Origin of the sequence: Sphingobacterium sp. 2149, from assembly GCF_031455655.1 — a bacterium.
In the GTDB taxonomy this organism is placed as follows: domain Bacteria; phylum Bacteroidota; class Bacteroidia; order Sphingobacteriales; family Sphingobacteriaceae; genus Sphingobacterium.
In genome coordinates, this window is the sequence record NZ_JAVDTD010000001.1 from 154409 (window position 1) to 175165 (window position 20757).

A 20757-nucleotide genomic window follows, 5' to 3' on the forward strand; every position below is an offset into this window, starting at 1 on the left:
TTATTGATGAACTACCGTTCCTTGTTTGAAGTGATGCAAAGATAGGGTTAATCCCTATTTCTCGCAAGTATTTATGTGATAAAAATGCGGTCTAGCTCTTTACGGCTTCATTTTTAGTGATTTATTTTTTGTTTTAGGAGAGGAATTCCCGGTCTTCTTCCGATAATTGGGGCTTTCGTTCGTTGCTCTCTTCGTCAGATTCGTCTATATTGTCCTGTTCATACACCTCTTGTTTCTTCTTTCCGATTTTTAGGACGAATACAAATGCGATTCCGGCAATAAAAAAGGCTAATAGCAGCTTCCATAGTGCGACCTGTGTTTCTCCGAGAAAATTGAGCGGCACCGATTGTGGGTTTTTGACACAGACCACTGTGACGATCACCGTTATGAAAATTAAAAAGATATTACGCATGTTTCTATAGACTATGTATTATTATTATTATTATTATAACAGCGAATATAGGGAATATCTGTTTTTAATTGATGTCGATCTTTGCACGATTTAAGCGTAGTGAACTTAAGATAACCGAAACTGAACTGAAACTCATGGCAGCGGCAGCAATCATCGGTGACAGTAGAATTACGAACGATGGATACAGCAGCCTGACACCACTGGAATACCGAGTACGTTATAGAGAAAGGCAAAACCTAAATTTTCCTTATATTATGCAATATTTTGTGACTTAGAAGCTTTGCCTTGGCCTTTTAATTCGCCACGTTAGGGAAGATATCCAACCCCGTTGAAAAAAAGACCAGCAGGTATAAACGAAAACTGGTAAACATAACATGAGCTGTACTCATCCGGACCAACTTTGAAGCATAATTTTTCCTACTGGATTGCCGGAAAGCATTTCGCCCATGGAAAGCACAAATATAGGAATAGTGAATAGTATGGAAATCCATAATTTCATACGTAGATCACGATATGTTTGATCTTCTGCCTCATCACTACCATTCGCCATAGTTACCAAGTCCATTTCGCATATGGGACAATTTCCTGGATGCTCCTGTACAATTTCGGGATGCATGGGACAGGTATATTGATGGTTCGTGTGCTCGATCGTTGTGCTACATTTTTCGCAGGACATACCGGAAAGTTTATAGTGGTGTTGCATAGCGTTATCTTTGTCGAATAAAGTTAACGGTTATTTTAGCTGGGGAATTACATTATTATCAGGATCTATTGTAAAATTTTTGCAGGTTAATAGGTATTTTTCGGTAGGCTTCCATCTTGTCAGCAGAACTATTTATCGCCTTAAGGTGGTAGATTGCGATGTCAAAAGAATTTTACTGAATTCACGCTATACTACGCAGAATAGTAGGGCTTTCTTGTTGTCGATGAGATAATCAGTATATGAGATTAAGATAGGAGCATTGCATGTGGATGTTTGATCAAGGTGCTGATGGTTGCTTCATTTTTCAGGATTTCATCATGAAAAGGAGCAGGAATCATCAGTTTAAATGTTTTTCGAGCAGTTTTTATCATAAAAAGGGCACCGTGTACGATCTGTTTATCGTCAATGATCAAAGTATGTTGCTTTGCCACCTGACTGCCTAATTTTTCCTTTTCTATAACTTGTAAAAGTTGCTGCATTGTTTTAAAATATTTAGCCAAAATTACTAAATACTTAGCATTTTTTGCTTTTTTTCTGGACGTTGTTATTTTAAATTTGGTCCTTGCTTTCTGTTTTTTATTGTTTTTTTTATAGATAACAAACGTTTTAGCAAAAAAAGTTTGCAAAATTAAGTGCAAACGATTGCGTATTTATGTTGCTAAAATGCTCGCTATTAAAGCGATGTGTTAGCTAAAACTTGTTTAACTTTTTTAGCTTTGTGCAACAAATATCCAATAAAACAATATTATGAGTGGTATAACTACATTAGGTCAATTTATTATTGAAAAACAGGCTGATTTTCCATATGCCAAAGGTGAGCTCTCCCGTCTCTTACGCGATATTGGGATCGCAGCAAAGATTGTAAATAGAGAGGTTAATAAGGCCGGATTAGTTGATATTTTAGGCGACGCCGGACAAGTTAATGTACAAGGTGAAGGACAAAAGAAGCTGGATGTTTATGCGGATGAACAATTTATTAATGCGTTGCAAAGTGGGGGAGAGTGCTGTGTGGTTGCGTCCGAGGAACATGAAAATCCAGTGTATATCCAATCTGGGATTTCCAAAAATGCGAAATATATTGTATGTATTGACCCATTGGATGGTTCAAGCAATATTGATGTAAATGTGTCTGTCGGGACAATCTTCTCTATCTACAGGAGGATATCTGACACGGGCGTTTCCTGCAATAGCAATGACATTTTACAGCACGGGACAAAGCAGGTAGCGGCTGGTTATGTGATCTATGGTAGTTCGACGATGTTAGTATATACGACAGGAAAGGGAGTAAATGGCTTCACATTGGATCCTTCTATCGGTGAGTTTTGTTTATCTCATCCAGATATGAAAATTCCTGCTTCAGGTCAGATCTACTCGATTAACGAGGGTAATTATTCTAAATTTCCGAACGGGGTAAAGCAGTATATTAAATATTGCCAAACGGAAGATCGTGCAACGCAGCGGCCATATGCTTCGCGGTATATTGGCTCAATGGTGGCGGATATTCACCGCAATCTCCTTAAGGGAGGAATCTTTCTTTATCCAACAACCTCTGCACATCCTAATGGCAAATTGAGATTGATGTATGAATGCAACCCCATTGCATTCATTATTGAGCAGGCAGGGGGCAAAGCTTCTAATGGCGCTCAGCGTATACTGGATATTGAACCTACAACTTTGCATCAACGATCAGCTGCTTTTTTGGGTAATACCGATATGGTCGAACTACTGGAAGATTTCTTAAAAAAATACATTGATTGAATCTGTAGTAATTCAATGACAGGTAAGATTCTTTAGACCATAAGAATTATTTATCTTTACACTCAGAAAATGGCTTCATTATTGCCAAGCCATTTCTTTTCATGATTTGTCGTATGTTACGTTTTTTAGTGTTTATTTCGTTTGTTTCAGTAGTGTTTTTTTCTTGTAAAGAGAATCCTCCTACATATGGCGATGTTTTGGCGAAGGGGTTTGAAAATAAATCCTATAAAGATTTTGATACAATTGCGTATGTAAAAATCTTCCATGAAGTGTACAGTAAGGAAAAATCGAAGTTGGTTAATCCAAGCTGGATGAAGGAATTAGCTGATTCCACGGACGGCATGACTTTAATTTCGGAACATCTCTTTGATGGTAGCATTGATACATTGCTGGCGTATTTTGAACGAAGTGAGGAACATGGCATTCGTACTAGTTATTTCCATACTTCAGCCATTAAAGAAACCTTGTTTTCTCTGCGGAAGCTGAAAACTAAAGACGTTGCGGAGGTCTACCCTTTATTAGCTAAGCTTGATTTATTGAGTACAGATGGACTGGTAGCTTATGTAAGTAGCCTAAAGTATGGTGTTGTCAACCCCAAGCGGCTCTATGGACGATATTTTGTTCCTCAAAAGCGTATGAACTATAGCAAAGTTGTGCACTTGCTGGACAGTGTGAAAATTGGAACTGTATTGACCGATATCCAACCTAAAAACCAATACTACGTTAAGTTTCAGAATCTGTTGCAAAGTGGAAATTTATCTGGTACGCAACGGAGCCAAGTGCTAATGGTATTGGAAAAATTGCGTTGGATGGGACAGGATTTTCCAGAAAGATATGTCTTTGTTAATATCCCTGAACAGCGTCTGCATATTATGGAAGATGGAAAGACAATCCAATTAATGAATGTATGCGTAGGTGAAACAGAAAATCCCGCCTATTCACGAAAAGGCGAGAACCATGAAACTCCTGTTATGCAGGGCATGTTGGATGCCATGCAAGTTAATCCAGTGTGGAATATTCCAAATAGTATTGTTAAAAAGGAGATATTAGCAAGCGTCCGAAATAATCCAAACTACCTGGCGTCGCGCAACATGGTTGCTTATTACAAAGGTAAACAAGTGGATCCTGCCACTGTCAACTGGAATTCCGATTCTGTCGAGAACTTTCGTTTTAAACAGAATCCCGGTTCGGATAATTCCTTGGGGAATGTGAAATTTTTATTTGAGAATCCATATTCCATTTACCTACACGACACGCCGGCAAAGCAAATGTTCGGGCAAAGTAATCGAGCCGTCAGCCACGGCTGTGTTCGTGTGGAAAAACCCGTGGATTTGGCATCTTACCTCGTCAATAATGAGAAACAGGCCGAAAAAATTGCGAAGGAAATTACGACAGATTCCATTTCGAAGTCTCGTTGGGTCACTCTTAAACGCCAGATGCCAGTTTACATCACCTATTATACGACTTGGTTGGATGATGGAGGGAACATTGTTACATATCCTGATATCTATGGTTATGATCCGCGCTTGAAAGAGGCGTTAAAGAAATATTGGGCTAACTAATAGCAAAGGCTTAACACGTCGAGTTAAGCCTTTGCTATTAGTTAGTATTGGGAGTTATAGGCAAGTGCTATCCGAACAAAAGGATAATCTTTGTTTACATTGTTATGGTCTTGATAGTGACCTTCCAATCTGAAGTAGCCGGAGTAAAGGTTTACACCGAAGTTTTTCCAGATACGCATGGAAGCGCTCGTGGATGCAGTATGTAGAAAATGGTGCGACTTATTGCCACTGATGGTTACAAAATAACCACCACGATAGTCTACACCAAATTTAAAGCGATTTAATGTGCTCAATGTGGCTGAAACGCGAACATCTGCTCCGGGACCATAATCATATGTACGGCTTTCACCAAAATGGAGATAGGGATCTGGTACAGCGGCTAATACCACAGGCCCACCGCCAAGAATGGTTGTTAGCTTGCTACGGCTGCCGATATTGAAGTTGGAAAAGACATTATAATTGATACTCTGTGATCCATAGTAAAAAGCTTCGTTGCGTAGGAAGTCGAAATGTGCAGACACTATGCCACGGTGGCGGCCTGTTAAATTAGATAGAATACGACTACCATATAGCGAGGCATATACATTGACAGCATTAACGATAGAACTATCATCTGATCCAAGTTCTAAGTTGAGGAAGAAGTCATCAAAAGGTTTCTTTTTATCTAAATTATCGTTTGTATAAATCAATTTGATACGTGCGTAGATATCATTTTTCCCTTTATTTAATACATCGTGTTCCTTGGCGTCAAAGCGCCTTAGCCCCAATTCAACTTCGGTGTGAACCAAGGAACTGTCGATAACGGCACCTTTGACCTTATTGCCCCAGCGCCCATCCAGAAGCCGATTAAGCCCATTTATTGGATTGATCAGCATCGCCAGTAGCTCTTTTTTATTGCGCTGTCCTTTGGTCAAACTTGGGCGGGAAAGAATATGATGCGATAGTCTATGGGTCATTTCACCTAAAATTGTTCCACCAAAGCTTGTATTGATGATATCATTGATAGAAGGTGGCTCGGTTTCACCTGCAGTCTCCCAGATATAGCTACCGGCAACGGTGGCAGCTGTTGATTGCAGGAAACTATAATTGTTGGATCGAAACGAATTGAAATAAAACTGCCCATGATAGGGGTGTGCCATTTGGTTTGTTGCGAAAAGATTATCATCCCACGTCCACGCTGAGAGTTTTAAATGGCTGAAAAAATTTTTAAAAGAAATATGCGAAACAGGATCTTTACGGATGAAGTAATTTACGGAGGCTGGAATGGCCTGGATGGAAAACCATTCAATTCCAGCTCTTAAAAAGTTTTTTTTCTGATAATCGAATATACTGTCAGTTTGTTGTGTGTTGAAAATGGGATGGTGTTCCCACAATTGCGGATTGTTATCGTGGAACACGTTATATTTATCGAAAAGTTTAAATCGAGACAGACGTTCTGAAGGTATTAGCGAATCGCTATCGGCCAGAATTGCTGCTCTGCTGCTCCCGAGCTGAACAAGCAAGAGATAGAAAAATATAATAAGACTATAATGAAAGCTAATCGCGCGTAGTTTGAAAGAGATAAACATACTGTTTTGCAATAAAATTTGTAAAGAATAACAAATATAGCATAAAAGTGTTTGTGCGATTAGTACCTTTGATGCGTTTTATCGTGGTTCAAGTAATTTAGAAATGAACAATACCTTCGACATAGTTAATATAAAATCGATCAATCTTAAGAATGAGCTGTTCGCAGGACTAACAGTTGCAATGACGATGATTCCGGAGTCGCTCTCTTTTGCTATTTTAGCGGGACTGCCACCTTTAACTGGACTTTATGCTGCATTCTTGATGGGGTTGGTTACTTCCATTCTGGGCGGTAGGCCTGGAATGGTATCCGGGGGTGCGGGAGCCACTGTGGTTGTTTTGATGGCGCTTGCAGCAAGTCATGGAATAGATTATCTCTTTGCTGCAGTTGTATTGGCTGGCATTTTTCAATTTTTGGTAGGGCTATTTAGGTGGGGAAAATTTGTGCGCTTAATTCCCCAGCCTGTGATGTATGGCTTTTTGAATGGTTTGGCCATAATCATATTTATGGCTCAAGTGGTACAATTTAAAGTAAGCTCTGGAAGCGACGCGGTATGGATGTCGGGTACAACGTTGTGCATCATGGGCGGACTTACTTTGTTGACGATGCTGATTGTAATTGGATTTCCGCGTATCACAAAGGCCATCCCCGCCTCGTTGGTTGCTATTCTGATGGTATTTGGCGTAGTGTCTCTTTTAGGTATTCCAACAAAGAAAGTCGTTGACATAGCATCCGTCAGTGGAACTTTACCGCGTTTACATGTGCCCATGGTTCCTTGGAATTGGGAAACCTTGCAGCTGATTTTTCCGTATTCATTGGTAATGGCAGGAGTCGGACTGGTGGAATCGCTGTTGACACTGAACATGGTCGATGAAATTACAGCGACAAAAGGAAATGCGAACCGTGAATCTATGGCACAGGGGATAGCGAATGCAATCAATGGATTTTTTGGCGGAATGGGGGGATGTGCCATGGTCGCGCAAACATTGGTCAATTTAAATGCTGGTGCACGTACACGGCTTTCTTCTTTTATAGGAGCAATGACCATCTTACTGATTATTTTAATAGGAGCGCCTTTTATTGAGCAGATACCAATGGCAGCGCTGGTCGGCGTGATGATGATGGTAGCGATTGGAACCTTCCAATGGGTGAGTTTACGTATTGTCAATAAATTTCCCAAATCAGATATTTTCGTGGGGATACTTGTCGCAGCGATTACAGTGATCTTGCATAATTTGGCACTTGCGGTGCTCATCGGTGTAGTCATATCTGCACTTGTATTTGCTTGGGATAATGCAAAGCGTATTCGGGCAATAAAATATATGGATTCGGAAGGTATTATGCATTATGAAATATATGGACCACTTTTTTTCGGTTCTACAGCTAATTTTTTGGATAAATTTGATGTTTTAAACGATCCCGAACGTGTTATATTAGATTTTAAGGAAAGCAGGGTAGTGGATATGTCTGCTGTGGATGCACTTAACAAAGTTACCGAGCGCTACGCCGCACAAGGGAAAAGAATAGAACTTTGGCACCTCAGTGAGGACTGCCGCTCTCTATTGAAAAATGCTACTGGTGTTGTGGTGGTTAATATCATGGAAGATCCAACCTATCACGTCATGCCGCGGACCTAGACTGCTACTTTTTTTGTAATTCAATAAATAATTCGTTTCCCTGTCGCTGTGGAATGCTTTTGGAAGAATCTATTAGCTGCAAAATGTCAAACTCGGATTGGAATAGCTGCTGATATTCCTCTTGATTCCCTCCGAAAGGAGGCCCTTGCTGAGCGAATTCCCTTTTAAACAACAATCCTATAAGGATACCGTGAGGCTTCAACAGGGTAAGCATTTGCCGTACATAGCTTGGACGTAATGATGGGTGGAGAGCACAAAAAAAGGTCTGTTCAATAATGTAGTCGTATTGGCCCTGATGCTGAAAGAAATCTTGACATATTATCTGAACATCAGGGCTGACTGCGAATTCTTCGCTGACTTTTTCAACCAAGCTTGGTGCAATATCCAATAATGTTATTTGACTGAATCCTTTATCCAGAAGAGCCTTAGCCTCATGCGCGTTCCCACAACCAGGAATTAAAATACGCGCATTTTTGGCAATGGATTCTTCAGCGTAGCTAACGATTGCAGGAGAGGCATATCCAATATCCCATCCCGTTTCTTTGTTCTTGTAACGATCGTCCCAATAGTTTCCATCTAACAATGAAGAATTCATATCTGTTTCCTTATACATGAGCAAGTTAAATAAATATTATGTCAGTATCGAAATAAACCCGTCGATAACCGCGGGTATTTGCGGATGCTGCTCTATTTACTTGCTAAATTAATATTATCTTTGCGTACCGTACAATAGATAAAGGATAAATGATCGACTTCAAGAGATACATTGTTTTTTATTTCATACTGGTCTTACTTTTTGTATTTCCGGCTCTCTCATTCGCGCAAATCAACTCGGCACAATCTTCGGATTCGAGTGAAAGGTCGCATTTTTTTAACAAAATTAAGTATAGCGAATTGATAATTCCTGCGGGATTAATCTCGTATGGTATTGTTTCCAAAGGAAGTCCTTTTTTTAAAGGAATAGATGAAGATATTAGAAATGGGGTATCGAGAGGTAACAATCCACAGATTAAATTAGACGACTTCAGTCGTTTCGCTGGAACTGCGGGAGTTTTTGCTTTGGATGCTGTCGGGATACCTGCCAAGCATAACCTGAAACAACGCCTATTTACGGCCGCTGTCTCTAATATGATCATGACGGCTACCACGAGGATTATGAAATCTACCATACCTGTTTGGCGACCAGATGGGTCGGCAAATAATTCTTTTCCTTCAGGACATGCGGCAACCGCTTTTGTTGGTGCCGAATTGTTGTGGCAGGAATACAGAGAAGAGTCAATTTGGTACGGTATCGCAGGCTATGCTGCTGCGGCTGGAACGGGGTATCTTCGTATGTACAACGATAAGCACTGGTTCTCAGATATAGCTATGGGAGCGGGTGTAGGGATATTAAGTGCCAAAATCGCCTACTGGCTGTTACCTCTTGTGGACAATAGATTACAAAATCCAAAAAAAAGCTATGTGATATTACCAATCTATACTGGAGGACAATTTTGTCTAAATGCCAGCTTACAATTTTAAACTCCTGTTTTTTTTCATTCGGCCCTTCAGTGGCCCCATGTCCAAGTCAACTTTTGCCCTAACAATGTTTTTAAAGTGATCTGCTTGGATACCAGTTTTCAATTTTTTACACTTTCCCTTTCCTATCTCTCACATGTAACGTTTATATGCATGTTGATTTAAAATAATCCTTTTTATTTCGTTAATAGGATATTGTTATCTAAATTTAATACATAATCTAATAAACTTTTACTGTTTTTTATAAAAAGAAAAACATGCTAATTAAATAAACCAAATTTGAACCTATGGGTTCTTTATTATTTTAAACCAATTTATAATTATGATGAGAAATTTTTTTTTTCATGGAAAAGCGAGACCCATTAGTCTTTTGGGGCTTTGCCTGCTGTTTAACCAGCCTGGTTCTTATGGGCTAAATCTAGAACGGACCAACGTTATTGTAGTTCAGGATCTGGTCACAGGGGTTGTTAAAGATGAGAAAGGGCAGGTATTAGCTGGCGCTACCGTGACTGTCAAAGGAACATCCGTTCAAGCATCTTCCAATCAGCAAGGTGTTTTTGCCATTCGCGCGAATCGCGGTGATGTCTTAATTTTGAATTACCAGGGATTTGCGAAGCAAGAGGTAGCCGTCTCCAGCGGCAGCATTCAAGTGACCATGTTATCGAGTGACCACGCTCTCGAAGAGGTTGTGATCATCGGTTATGGTAAGCAGCGGAAAGGGAATATTACCGGTTCGGTCGCTACCGTAAATGCGGAACAGTTAAAAAATATCCCCAGTTCAAATCTTTCCAATTCGCTTGCCGGTAGGGCCGCAGGAGTCAATGTAACGAATACTTCGGGGATGGCAGGAGCGTCGTCGAGCTTACGCATTCGCGGGAGTTTTGCCGAGCCGCTTTATGTAATTGATGGGATAGTTCGGGATAAGGCTGCTTTTGATGTGCTAGAAGCGAACGAAGTTGAACAGATGACTTTTTTAAAGGATGCAGCAACTGCGGCAGTATACGGTACACGGGCAGGTAATGGCGTTGTTGTCGTAACGACTAAAAAAGGTACAGCACAAGCACCAGTTTTTAATGTACAAAGTAATTATACCTTTAATACACCAACCCAAGAGCTGCTTGCTAATTTAACCACTGCAGTGGATGAATTGACCTATCAAAACAGAGTTGCCGAGTTCCGTGGTCTATCTATTCCAAATGGACAAAAAGAGTTTGATTATTTTAAGGATAAAAATTACAATGTAAATGAGGTGATTTGGCGCAATCCTTTTACGCATAGGCAATCCATCTCTGTCAATGGTGGCGGCGACAAGATCACGTATTATAGTTTGTTAAGCTATCGTAAAGAAAATGGATCATATAAATCGCTTGACCATGAGAAATTTAATCTGCGAAGCAATATCTCTGCACAGATTACAGAGGATTTTAGCATGGATTTTAATATTTCAGCTAATCAAACCAATTCGAAACGCTTTTTTTGGCCATTTAGCACGTCTTCCAATGACGATGATTTTGATGTATCGGATTTCTATCGCGTTACCTTCAACTGGCCAAAGATGTATCCTTTTTATCTGAATGCAGATGGTACCCCTAGCAACACACCAACGGCTTATCCTGTACAGACCCCCATGGGAAGTTGGCAGGCTTGGAACGTTATCGATCAAGTTATCGGGGATCGATATATTGACCGTAAAGTTCGACAGGTCAATCCAATCATGACCTTAAACTTGAAGCTTGATAAGTTGGTACAAGGACTATCGACAAAAATTGTAGGTAGTTATATTGCTGAAGATTATATGCGCAAGCGCTATATGAGTTTTCAAAAGAACTATACTTTTACATCCCTGAATCCGAATGACAACCGTTTTATACCAGCACCACCTTCGGAAGCCAACATTAATATTTTTACTTTTAGTCAGAGCCAGCCATTTATGGACTACAGCCCGCAGCGCTTGTGGCAATATCAGGTGAACTGGTTTTTAAATTACAGTCGCAAGTTTGGTAAACATGCGGTTGATGGGACATTGGTTTATGAACAGTCTAAAAAAGGAGGAACTTATGTCACTTCACGGGCCGAAAACCCGATCACAGCGCTAGATCAGATGTTTATTTATCCTACTGATCGTAATTTTAGGTCGACATCTGCTAATGAAACAATTGATTCACGACGGGGTATCATTGGTCGCGCTAATTACAATTATGCAGATAAGTATATTGCTGAATTTTCTTTCCGCTATGATGGGTCACCATTGTTTCCGACGGATAAGCGGTGGGGTTTTTTTCCATCGGTTTCAGCGGCTTGGCGTGTGTCGGACGAGAATTTTTTTACGGATATAAGAAATACGATATCGGATTTGAAGTTCAGGGCATCGTATGGTACAACGGGTAATGATTTGGATGTGAATGCCGATAGGATCGATCAATTTGGCTATTTAGAAAAGTATACGACCTCGGGTGGATATATGTTCGGTGACCGCTATTATAACGGTATAGCGTATGGAGCAACGCCAACGCAGAATCTAACCTGGACGACTTCAAAGAGCGTCAATATGGGCTTAGATTTTGGATTTGTCAATAATAAACTGACAGGTAGCCTAGATCTGTTTTCCCGTAAGGAAACCAATATTCTTGGCCGAAGATCACTGAAAGTCCCGGACAATTATGGACGTTTGCTTGCTCCAGAGAATTATGCGGCGAGAAGTTACAAAGGCGGGGAGATTTCTTTGGGCTGGAATGACAGGGTTGGTGAAGTGGCCTATGGGCTCAATGCAAATCTGGGCTATGCGAAGGACCGCTGGGATATTTTTGATGAAGAACCGTCTTATGCATTTGGACAACCGCAGAACTTTCGTTCCAGGATTGGACGGCCGGAAAATAGAATTATAGGCTTAGAAGCGCTGGGTCTAGTGAGGACGCAGGCAGAAGCCGATGAATTGAAGGCAAAGGGATTTAAAACTTACGGAAGAGATCCTTTTCCCGGAATGATCTTATATAAAGATATTCAGGGAGCGAACTACTCAAGTGGGCCAGATGGAAAAATTGATGATAATGACCTACAGTTATTATCGGACAATAATTCTCCGCGGATCAATTATGGATTTGGATTCAATGCGAGCTGGAAAGGTTTTTATGTTTCTACCTTGTTTCAAGGGGTTCTTGCCTATGATCGTATGATCAGTAATCAGGAAGGTGGCGGCATGCGCCAGCACGGCGATACCTTCCGTCCATATTATCCGATTTGGGCTTCAGATGTGTGGACACCTGACAATACTGATGCTAAATATCCCCGTCCAACAGGCTATTCCAGTTGGGCCGAGTCTGGTGCGGCGCCTTCGTCATTCTGGATAAAAAATGGAGCCTATCTACGATTGCGTGATATTAATGTGTCCTACAGATTGCCGAAAAGTATGACCGAGATGATACGCGTAAAAGATGTCAATTTGTTTTTTAATGGAACAAATTTGTTTGTTTTCTCACCGATGAAAGAGTTTCATGATCCAGAGCAAAAACTGTATGATTCTTATCCAGTCATGAAAACCTTTACGTTTGGACTTGATGTTAAATTTTAAATGAAAAAAAGATGAAAAAAATATATTATCCTTTAATCGCCTTGGCATTATGTATGTCCTCTTGTAAAAATGTATTGGACATTGAAGATCTCAACTCGCTGGATGAAGCTAAAGTATGGGCTGATCCAAATCTAGTCAATGGTTATCTTGCTAATTTATATCCATTATTTGGCAATTGGAGTTCGGGTGCTGATGGGAATTCTGAACAATTGATTGGTATTTCTTTTCCATTGGATGCGGTAACAGTCAACAATAGCTCTTACAAATCATGGGATTATACGACTATCCGAAAAATCAATACAGCTATACAGAAAGTTACTGAGAGTACTTTTTTAAAAGGCGATTTTAAAAAATCGGTAATTGGGCAGGCGTTGTTTATGCGCGCCTTTATGTATTTTAACATGGTGAGGATTCACGGTGGTGTTCCTTACATTATTGTTGCGCAAGATTTAAAGAACGATGATCTTAATGTTCCTCGCAATTCGACAAAAGAATGTTTTGATCTGATAATTAAAGATTTGGATCAGGCTATTTCGCTACTGCCAAAAACCATTGGAAAAGGGGCTGCTGAATATGGCAAAATTGATGGTGATTTCGCTGTAGCTTTTAAGGCAAAGGTGCTGTTATATAAAGCATCTCCCCAGTTTAATCCTTCCAATCCTTATGGAAATTCATATTGGCAGGAAGCCAATATAGCAAATAAATGGGCTTATGATCAGCTTAAAACGGATGGTTATAGTTTGACTTCAGATTATTCCAACATTGCCCTAGTTGAAAAAGGACCAGAGGTCGTATTTGCCGTGATTAATACCTATCCAAATAAGGTTGCCAGTTGGGATAATGGTGTACGGCCAGGTTCTGAAAGTAGGGGGCCAGCGGGGGCTGTTCCATCTTGGGAATTTGTAAAAGCTTTTCCAATGAAGGATGGAAAGTTGTACTCAGATCTAGGAGGGAAATATTATAAGACAGAAGATCAATTTTTGCATTCCTATTGGGAAAACCGGGATCCACGTTTTGAAAAATCTATCGTATGGAATGCAAAGGTTTATGAAGTGTCAGGCAAGACTGGCAAACGGCAATACACTTCGGTAGGTATTGCTCCAGCGTTGGACGATTTTGGTGTAAACCTCAAAGCAAAGACACCTTCTTCCAATCTAGACCGGTATAGTGGATTTTTTATCTTAAAAAATTCCAAATTATCATTAAAGCAAACAGAAGTGGAAACGCAGTATGATGTGGACTTTGTTTTAATGCGCTACGCCGAAGTAATATTAAATTATGCTGAAACAGCAAATGAAACAGGAAACTTTGCAACAGCATTAGAATTGGTTACGCAAATAAGAAAAAGGGCGGGAATTGAGCCCGGTGCAGATAATAAATATGGTATAACAGCAACGACAAAGGAGCAATTGCGTGAAGCCATTTTAGCGGAGCGCAATATTGAGTTCTGTTTTGAAGGGCATCGCTTTTGGGATTTGAGAAGACTGCGTAAACTCAATATACTAAACAATACCACCAAACATGGGGTCGAAGCTATTGCCATAAATGCCAATGGAACGGAGATGAATCTGGATGATGCAAATGTATTGGCCAAAGCATATTCGCTGAAAGAAAACCAGTTCAAATACAGTGTGTTACAGGTGCCAAGCACAGGTAATAAAGTGAATCTGGTGCCAGATACCTATTATTTCTTTCCGATAGCACAATCTGTCATTGATAAGAATCCAGCTGTAAAACAGAATAAAGATTGGGGCGGGTCATTTAATCCAGCCATGGAGTAGTCAGGATAGGTTTATAGCGTAGAACATCTTCAATGGCAAAGCTGTTGAAGATGTTTATGTAAAATTCCGGTGATTCTGTTAGCATCATATTTTAAAAGAGCTGTTTTTAAGAATAATAGTGCAAATTGTTAAATGCACTTTCCATAGATTGCAATGTAGGAAGCATACTTATACTTTATATCCAGCCTTCTCTAGCAGATTTTGATCCTAGCTCAGCCAAAGACGAACTGCGTGATTTAGCAAGAATATTTGAGGATATCGGAGACGCCCTCACTTACAAACTCCATTTTTACACCGGCAATATTGACGATGTGATAATAAAACTTTCTGGGATGGAAAACACCGAGCATTTTTATACACTTCGAGCTCAAATGACGGCGGAATACTCCACGCACTGTCACTCAAAATTGTTTTTTTACCAAATGGTAAATAAGCTAAAGGATATTATTTTTTAATTTGCACAAATGGAAGAACTGATTGAATATATTCTACAATTTGGAAGTCTTAATAAGCAACAGATTGAGCTTGTGATAAGTAAGGGACAAATCCTGCAAATAAAAAAAGAGGACTATTTCTCTGAGGCGGGTAAAATTCCAAAGGAGGTTGGGTTTATAACAGAAGGTGTTGTCCGTGGCTGCTATTATAATAATAAAGGCGAAGAGATTACCCGTTGTTTCATCAGCGAAAACAGCTTGGTATGTGATTATGTCAACTTCGAGGCAAATTCTTTATCTTCCGAATACTTGCAAGCGATTACAGATTGTAGCCTTATTGTATTTTCAAAGAAAAATTGGGAAGAGCTATCACATACTATAGTGGGCTGGGACAATATTAAAAACAAAATGGTACAGCTTTGCATGTACCAAAAGTCCAGAAAAGGCCCTGTGATTTCGCAGGATGCTACCACAAGATACCTTGAGTTCTTGGAAAATTATCCTTCATTGACCAACCGTGTTTCATTATCACACATCGCCTCCTATTTAGGTGTAACACAACAATCTCTTAGTAGAATCCGGAAAAACGTCCGCTGATGCACTTTTTACCATTTGGTAAATGATTCCACTATTTAATGCTTCAATTTTGTACTTAAAATTACAAAATATGAAAACAGTATTAATTACAGGAGCAAACAAGGGCATTGGTTTTGAAACTGCCAGACAACTTTCGGAGAAAGGATTTTACGTATTCATTGGAAGCCGTCGTATCCAAAGCGGTTTGGATGCAGTTCAGAAACTTAAAGCGGAAGGTTTTTCAAATGTGGAAGCGGTAGAACTAGATGTTACTGACCCAGCATCGGTACGGACGGTACGGGAAGAAATAGGCAACAAGATTTCGGCTTTAGATGTACTTATCAATAACGCAGGAATCAACGGCGGTAGCAATCCTTACACCGTACTGGAAGCTACGAGTGAAGAGTATATTGCTGCATTTAAAACAAATTTGGTTGGTACAGCCAACGTTACACAAGCTTTTATAGATTTGCTTAAAAAGTCCTCAGAACCAAGAATTGTCAACTTGAGTACTAGCGTAGGCTCTCTTTCATTGCAAAGTAATCCGGAATGGCCTGCCTACAACTATGCTAAATATGGGGTTTACGCTATATCAAAAGCAGCTCTTAACATGTACACCATTCAGTTAGCCTATGAATTGCGTAATACAAATTTTAAAGTAAATGCTGTTTGTCCGGGACTTACGAAAACCGACTTTACATTCTTTAATGGCGGCGAAGTCTGCGTTGCTGCTAACAGAGTTATCAAATATGTCCTGATTGATAATGATGGCCCAACTGGTAAATTTTTTAGTGAAGAAAGTAATCCGGTGATAGGAGAAATTCCTTGGTAAGATAGTTTTCAATTAATAAATGGATTGGTTCATTTTCGATACAGTCTATCATCTATGATAGGTATAGGTTCGTCTTTCAGTCGTTGAACTTTTGTACAAAGTAAATTCGGACTTTTAAACAAAGTGATCCTAAGAAATACACTCTACTTTTGTTCCGACATAACAATTAAAATTTCTAAAAATGGAACAGAATAATTATCAGGGAGCATTACAACACCCAATCGGTTCAGGTTTTAACGCAAAATCAATTTCAATGGACTTAATAAAAGGTATTGATCTTACAGGGAAAATTGCCATTGTAACTGGCGGCAATACAGGCATTGGTTTGGAAACTGTTAAAACACTTGCTTTTGCAGGTGCAACCGTCATTGTACCTTCAAGGGATAAAAAAAAAGCAAAGAAAAATCTACAGGAAAATAACAATGTAGAAATTGAAGAAATGGATTTGCTCGATCCTGCTTCCATTGATGCTTTTGCAGATAAATTTTTGGCTTCGGGAAGACCTTTGCATTTGCTTATCAATAACGCAGGCATCATGTGGGTTCCGCTACGCAGAGACGCTCGTGGTATTGAATCTCAATTAGCCGTTAATTATTTGGCACAGTTTCAATTGACTGCAAAACTCTGGACTGCACTTAAAAAAGCCAACGGTGCAAGGGTGCTTAATGTTTCATCACAAGGGCATCAATTTGCACCTTTTAATTTTGATGATCCAAATTTTGAAAATCGGGAATACGAAACGCTCGTGGGATATGGTCAATCTAAAACTGCTGTCAATTTATTTTCAATAGAATTGGATAATCGTGCAAGAGAGTTTGGGGTAAGAGCTTATTCCATTCATCCAGGTTCTATTGCAGGAACAGAATTGGCAAGAGAAGCTCCTTTGGAAAAATTTATACAGATGGGTTTTTGCGATGAACAAGGAAATATTTTATCTGAAGTTGCTTCTTCACTCAAAAGCATTCCACAGGGTGCATCTACAACAATTTGGTGTGCTACTAGTCCGCTACTAAACAACATTGGCGGTGTGTTTTGTGAAGATGCCGACATCGCTGAATTGTCGGCGGGAAAAGATGTTTCAGCTAGTGGTGTTAAACCTTATTCGCTGGATGAAACTAACGCAAGACGTTTGTGGGAATTAAGTGAAAAATTGGCGAACATCACATTTAAATGTAAGTGATGGTCCAAAAGGGTATTGGTCTGAAAACCACTATCCAATTTTTTAAACAGTCATTGAGCGTAAATGAATTAATCCCGAAATTGGATTTTGTAAATTTATATCTCACTTATTCAAAAAAAATGGAGCACGTATCAAAATATATAACACCCGAAATAAAATTGTCTTGTTACGAAGACAAGTTTTCAAGAACAGAAATAGTATTTGATCACCATATGCTTATTTGGTTCATCTCTGGTGAAACCAAAATTGTGCAATCAGACGCTACGCACATTTTTAAGACGGGGGATATATTTCTCATTCCAAGGAATAAGCCTGCAACAATTATCAATTATCCTAAGGATGGATTGCCGCATAAAACCGTTGTAATGCTGTTGACTGAAAAAATTCTTCGCGAGTTTTACAGTAGCGTAGAGGTAAAAATAAAGGTTACACCAATGTCAAGAATTCACAGTTTCAGTAATCACCCATTGCTTGAAAGTTTTCTTTCGTCCTTAATCCCTTACTTTGATATGAAAGCACCTATTCCCGAAAATTTGGCATTGCTTAAAATAACAGAAGCAATAAGTATTCTAAGGGTAATTGATGGGGAAATTGACGGTTTACTGTCAAACTTTGACGACCCGCATAAAGTTGATTTAATCAGCTTTATGGAGAAAAACTATATGTTCAATATGCCTTTGGAAAAGTTCAGTTACCTGACAGGAAGAAGCCTTACAACGTTCAAGCGTGATTTTGCAAAAGCCTTTAATCTTACACCACAACGTTGGCTAACTCAAAGGCGATTGGAGCTAGCACACTACCAACTTGCAGAAAAAAATATTAAACCAATCGAAGTTTGTTACCAAACGGGTTTTGAAAACTTATCGCATTTTTCGTTTGCATTTAAAAAGCATTTTGGGTATGCACCAACCGAGTTGGTGGCCCAAAGAGCAAGCCGTTAAATTTCTGTCTAAATAATTTTTAGAAAAATGTTAACCCTATTGATGATGCTCTGTTATTTTCAAAATAGAAGGAAAAAGTAGCCAACTCCGTTGAATATCGGAGGCCGCATCAATAGAAATAAAAAAGGTACTGCCTTACTTCAGAACAGTACCTTGGGTTAGTACATAATTCTACTGAATGTGGTTTACAGTATTATTTATTGTCAATACGTGCTTTTGCATTAGGATCATTTTCAAAATCCTCTTCTAATTGTTTCCAACTCTTGTCATTTGAATCCATTGCAGAACGGATATACGCTAAAATAGATTCGCAGACGAAGGCGACACGTTCTGGGCTTTCATCTGAGGTTTCAGCGACATCCCATCCGGAAATACCGCCATAGATATGTTCGGCACCAAATACAGTAAGTAAGCTTGAAGCCACCGGACTATCATAATACGCATCGGCACGCCAATTTTCAATGCTTGAAAAATTGAGGTTAATGTCTTTATCACCATTCATTACAAGTATTGGGAGTGAGATGGTTTTGTAGTTAATCCCTTTTAGAATAGGGTAATTTGTAACTGCAAAATCTCCGTTAAGTCCTTCCGGAAGTCCTGGAGCTCCGATCATTACTATGGCTTTTAACCTTGGTTCGGCCAAATTTATTGTTTCTCCAGTTACGTTGTTTGTAACTTCCGCACCTGCAAGCATTCCAGCTGTAAGAGCGCCCAATGAGTGTCCAATAATGGATATTTGCGATTTGTGGGCACGATTTTGTAAGCCCGGAACTGTTGCTAATATCTTATCGAGATTATCAAGGATAAAATGAATATCCGTCGCTCTTGATTTCAAAAATAAACGTCCTTCAGGGCTAGTCATGTCAAGACCTAAAAGTTTAGAATCTAAGTGTGTCGGCTGAATTACAATAAATCCCTTTGAAGAGAAGAACTCTGTCACTGGTGCTAATCCTCTTAATGAAGAAAGATAGGTTGAGGGACCATGCCCATGCGAAAGAATTAAAATAGGGAGGTTAGTTCCGCTGACAGGTGCTGATACCTTTATATGCATGTCAACTGGTCTGTCAGAGACCTGCATAACTAAAGGACTGTAAGTCAAAACAGGACTTGTACTCAATCCAATAACTGAATTTTGATTTTTCATCGTTTAAATATTTTAGCTTATCAATACACAAAGGTTGATATATTGCGGTAAGCTCACGTAGCTTAATTGAGGATTTGTGTAGTCAAAATCAGAATGAATTTTGAAATAAATAAGCTGATTTTCTAAAATTTATAATAAACGAGAAACAAAATTCCGAAATGGAATCTGTTTCTCGTTTATCACCTTTTGATGGTAAATGCTATTAGAACTAATTAAATGAATGTCTGAAATCTATTGGAGAAAGTTTAGTTTTTGTTTTAAAGAGTTTGCTAAAGGATTGCGGATGTTCGAAACCTAATCGATACGCAATTTCTGAAATTGTTAAATCGGTTGTAGATAAAAATTCCTTTGCCTTCTCGATCATTTTAATGTGTATATGCTGTTGCGCATTTTGCCCTGTTAGCGAGCGTAACATATCACTCAGATAGCTTGGAGATAGGTTTAAAAGCTCTGAAAGGTATAGAACAGTAGGAATACCATGCGTACTAGTCTTTTCTTTATTGAAATAATCATCTAAAATTACTTCCAATCTTTCTAGCAAACTGTGGTTTACAGCTTTTCTTGTAATGAACTGCCGTTTGTAGAAACGGTTGCAATAATTCAATAATAATTCAATCTGTGAAATAACCACATCCTGGCTGAAATCGTCAATACGGCTGTCAAGTTCATCCAGAATAATATCGAAAATGGACAGGATAACAGTCTTTTCTTTATCAGATAAATGAAGAGCTTCATTAGCTGCATACGAAAAATAGCCGTAATCCTTTATCTTTTTTGCCAAGGGGTATGACAAAAGGTAATCAGGGTGAATTAGCAATACATATCCCGATTTTTTTATTTTATCCGGGCTTTCAAACAATTGGTTTGGTGCAGTAAAAATTAAACCGCCTTCGCTAAAGTCATAATGATTCTGACCATATTTAACTTGTGAAGCGATACTCGTTTTGTAGGCAATTTTATAGTAATTCAGAACCATCATTTCGGGTAGTTCATCCTGAATGACTTTCACATCGTCAAGGTTTATCATGCTGATCATCGGGTGCACCGGCTTTGGAAGCCCCAGAACCCGATGGAAATCATTTAAAGAATCAAATTTTCGATGTGTGGGTTCTTCCTTTTTCATTGTTTAAATATAAATAAAATA

Annotated in this window: 18 protein-coding genes and 1 pseudogene; 11 read left to right on the forward strand and 8 right to left on the reverse strand. The window is 39.2% G+C overall.

Annotated elements, in window-relative coordinates; all coding sequences use genetic code 11:
• Positions 1 to 133: 133 nt before the first annotated feature.
• From J2X77_RS00620 to J2X77_RS00635, 4 genes and pseudogenes are all read right to left on the reverse strand, one after another.
• Positions 134 to 412, reverse strand: a complete 279-nt coding sequence (locus J2X77_RS00620; RefSeq protein ID WP_209575576.1) for a LapA family protein — start codon at positions 410 to 412, stop codon at positions 134 to 136.
• A gap of 64 nt (positions 413 to 476) precedes the next feature.
• Positions 477 to 661 (reverse strand): annotated as a pseudogene (locus tag J2X77_RS23640) (hypothetical protein); the annotation flags it as partial.
• 136 nt (positions 662 to 797) lie between these two features.
• Positions 798 to 1088: a heavy metal-binding domain-containing protein gene (locus tag J2X77_RS00630; RefSeq protein WP_209575572.1), complete on the reverse strand. Its 291-nt coding sequence runs from the start codon at positions 1086 to 1088 to the stop codon at positions 798 to 800.
• A gap of 272 nt (positions 1089 to 1360) precedes the next feature.
• The gene (locus tag J2X77_RS00635) at positions 1361 to 1741 is read right to left on the reverse strand and encodes a hypothetical protein (protein ID WP_310078515.1); all 381 of its coding nucleotides are present in this window, start codon (positions 1739 to 1741) and stop codon (positions 1361 to 1363) included.
• A gap of 121 nt (positions 1742 to 1862) precedes the next feature.
• On the opposite strand from J2X77_RS00635, the gene fbp reads away from it, so the two are divergent.
• Both fbp and J2X77_RS00645 read left to right on the forward strand, forming a co-directional pair.
• Positions 1863 to 2873 (forward strand): class 1 fructose-bisphosphatase, encoded by a 1011-nt coding sequence (gene fbp, locus J2X77_RS00640; RefSeq protein WP_209575568.1) that lies wholly within the window; start codon positions 1863 to 1865, stop codon positions 2871 to 2873.
• Positions 2874 to 2986: 113 nt separating this feature from the next.
• Positions 2987 to 4435 (forward strand): L,D-transpeptidase family protein, encoded by a 1449-nt coding sequence (locus J2X77_RS00645; protein WP_209575566.1) that lies wholly within the window; start codon positions 2987 to 2989, stop codon positions 4433 to 4435.
• A 41-nt stretch (positions 4436 to 4476) separates the two neighbouring features.
• Here J2X77_RS00645 and J2X77_RS00650 read toward each other — a convergent pair whose 3' ends face one another.
• Positions 4477 to 6003: a DUF3943 domain-containing protein gene (locus tag J2X77_RS00650; protein WP_209575564.1), complete on the reverse strand. Its 1527-nt coding sequence runs from the start codon at positions 6001 to 6003 to the stop codon at positions 4477 to 4479.
• Positions 6004 to 6106: 103 nt separating this feature from the next.
• On the opposite strand from J2X77_RS00650, the gene J2X77_RS00655 reads away from it, so the two are divergent.
• Entirely contained in the window at positions 6107 to 7639 is a 1533-nt protein-coding gene (locus J2X77_RS00655; RefSeq protein WP_209575563.1) for a SulP family inorganic anion transporter, read from the forward strand.
• A gap of 4 nt (positions 7640 to 7643) precedes the next feature.
• On the opposite strand, the gene J2X77_RS00660 is transcribed toward J2X77_RS00655, so the two are convergent.
• Positions 7644 to 8252, reverse strand: coding sequence for a methyltransferase domain-containing protein (locus J2X77_RS00660; RefSeq protein WP_209575561.1), 609 nt, complete (start codon positions 8250 to 8252; stop codon positions 7644 to 7646).
• Between the two features lie 281 nt (positions 8253 to 8533).
• On the opposite strand from J2X77_RS00660, the gene J2X77_RS00665 reads away from it, so the two are divergent.
• The 8 genes from J2X77_RS00665 to J2X77_RS00700 all read left to right on the forward strand — a co-directional run bounded on the left by J2X77_RS00665 (position 8534) and on the right by J2X77_RS00700 (position 18469).
• A complete protein-coding gene (locus J2X77_RS00665) occupies positions 8534 to 9160 on the forward strand; it encodes a phosphatase PAP2 family protein (protein WP_293939260.1) in 627 nt (208 codons plus the stop codon).
• A 319-nt stretch (positions 9161 to 9479) separates the two neighbouring features.
• Positions 9480 to 12725, forward strand: coding sequence for a TonB-dependent receptor (locus J2X77_RS00670; RefSeq protein ID WP_209575557.1), 3246 nt, complete (start codon positions 9480 to 9482; stop codon positions 12723 to 12725).
• Between the two features lie 11 nt (positions 12726 to 12736).
• Complete coding sequence (locus J2X77_RS00675) at positions 12737 to 14506, forward strand: RagB/SusD family nutrient uptake outer membrane protein (protein WP_209575556.1); 1770 nt, start codon at positions 12737 to 12739, stop codon at positions 14504 to 14506.
• 125 nt (positions 14507 to 14631) lie between these two features.
• Complete coding sequence (locus J2X77_RS00680; protein ID WP_209575553.1) at positions 14632 to 14961, forward strand: hypothetical protein; 330 nt, start codon at positions 14632 to 14634, stop codon at positions 14959 to 14961.
• A 9-nt stretch (positions 14962 to 14970) separates the two neighbouring features.
• A complete protein-coding gene (locus tag J2X77_RS00685; RefSeq protein ID WP_209575551.1) occupies positions 14971 to 15537 on the forward strand; it encodes a Crp/Fnr family transcriptional regulator in 567 nt (188 codons plus the stop codon).
• A 70-nt stretch (positions 15538 to 15607) separates the two neighbouring features.
• On the forward strand, positions 15608 to 16348 hold the full coding sequence (locus J2X77_RS00690) for an SDR family NAD(P)-dependent oxidoreductase (protein ID WP_209575549.1): 741 nt from the start codon (positions 15608 to 15610) through the stop codon (positions 16346 to 16348).
• A gap of 181 nt (positions 16349 to 16529) precedes the next feature.
• On the forward strand, positions 16530 to 17528 hold the full coding sequence (locus J2X77_RS00695) for an SDR family NAD(P)-dependent oxidoreductase (RefSeq protein ID WP_209575547.1): 999 nt from the start codon (positions 16530 to 16532) through the stop codon (positions 17526 to 17528).
• A complete protein-coding gene (locus J2X77_RS00700) occupies positions 17528 to 18469 on the forward strand; it encodes a helix-turn-helix domain-containing protein (RefSeq protein WP_310078517.1) in 942 nt (313 codons plus the stop codon). Before J2X77_RS00695 ends, J2X77_RS00700 begins: the two co-directional genes overlap by 1 nt.
• Before the next feature lie 193 nt (positions 18470 to 18662).
• On the opposite strand, the gene J2X77_RS00705 is transcribed toward J2X77_RS00700, so the two are convergent.
• Positions 18663 to 19613, reverse strand: coding sequence for a chlorophyllase (locus J2X77_RS00705; RefSeq protein WP_209575543.1), 951 nt, complete (start codon positions 19611 to 19613; stop codon positions 18663 to 18665).
• Positions 19614 to 19821: 208 nt separating this feature from the next.
• A complete protein-coding gene (locus tag J2X77_RS00710; protein WP_209575541.1) occupies positions 19822 to 20736 on the reverse strand; it encodes an AraC family transcriptional regulator in 915 nt (304 codons plus the stop codon).
• Between the last annotated feature and the right edge of the window lie 21 nt (positions 20737 to 20757).

Bases quoted from the DNA above. Each gene is read 5' to 3' on its own strand.
- J2X77_RS00620 (WP_209575576.1), bottom strand. From the start codon at position 412: ATGCGTAATATCTTTTTAATTTTCATAACGGTGATCGTCACAGTGGTC.
- J2X77_RS00630 (WP_209575572.1), bottom strand. From the start codon at position 1,088: ATGTCCTGCGAAAAATGTAGCACAACGATCGAGCACACGAACCATCAA.
- fbp (WP_209575568.1), top strand. From the start codon at position 1,863: ATGAGTGGTATAACTACATTAGGTCAATTTATTATTGAAAAACAGGCT.
- J2X77_RS00645 (WP_209575566.1), top strand. From the start codon at position 2,987: ATGTTACGTTTTTTAGTGTTTATTTCGTTTGTTTCAGTAGTGTTTTTT.
- J2X77_RS00650 (WP_209575564.1), bottom strand. From the start codon at position 6,003: ATGTTTATCTCTTTCAAACTACGCGCGATTAGCTTTCATTATAGTCTT.
- J2X77_RS00655 (WP_209575563.1), top strand. From the start codon at position 6,107: ATGAACAATACCTTCGACATAGTTAATATAAAATCGATCAATCTTAAG.
- J2X77_RS00660 (WP_209575561.1), bottom strand. From the start codon at position 8,252: ATGTATAAGGAAACAGATATGAATTCTTCATTGTTAGATGGAAACTAT.
- J2X77_RS00670 (WP_209575557.1), top strand. From the start codon at position 9,480: ATGATGAGAAATTTTTTTTTTCATGGAAAAGCGAGACCCATTAGTCTT.
- J2X77_RS00675 (WP_209575556.1), top strand. From the start codon at position 12,737: ATGAAAAAAATATATTATCCTTTAATCGCCTTGGCATTATGTATGTCC.
- J2X77_RS00685 (WP_209575551.1), top strand. From the start codon at position 14,971: ATGGAAGAACTGATTGAATATATTCTACAATTTGGAAGTCTTAATAAG.
- J2X77_RS00690 (WP_209575549.1), top strand. From the start codon at position 15,608: ATGAAAACAGTATTAATTACAGGAGCAAACAAGGGCATTGGTTTTGAA.
- J2X77_RS00695 (WP_209575547.1), top strand. From the start codon at position 16,530: ATGGAACAGAATAATTATCAGGGAGCATTACAACACCCAATCGGTTCA.
- J2X77_RS00700 (WP_310078517.1), top strand. From the start codon at position 17,528: ATGGTCCAAAAGGGTATTGGTCTGAAAACCACTATCCAATTTTTTAAA.
- J2X77_RS00705 (WP_209575543.1), bottom strand. From the start codon at position 19,613: ATGAAAAATCAAAATTCAGTTATTGGATTGAGTACAAGTCCTGTTTTG.
- J2X77_RS00710 (WP_209575541.1), bottom strand. From the start codon at position 20,736: ATGAAAAAGGAAGAACCCACACATCGAAAATTTGATTCTTTAAATGAT.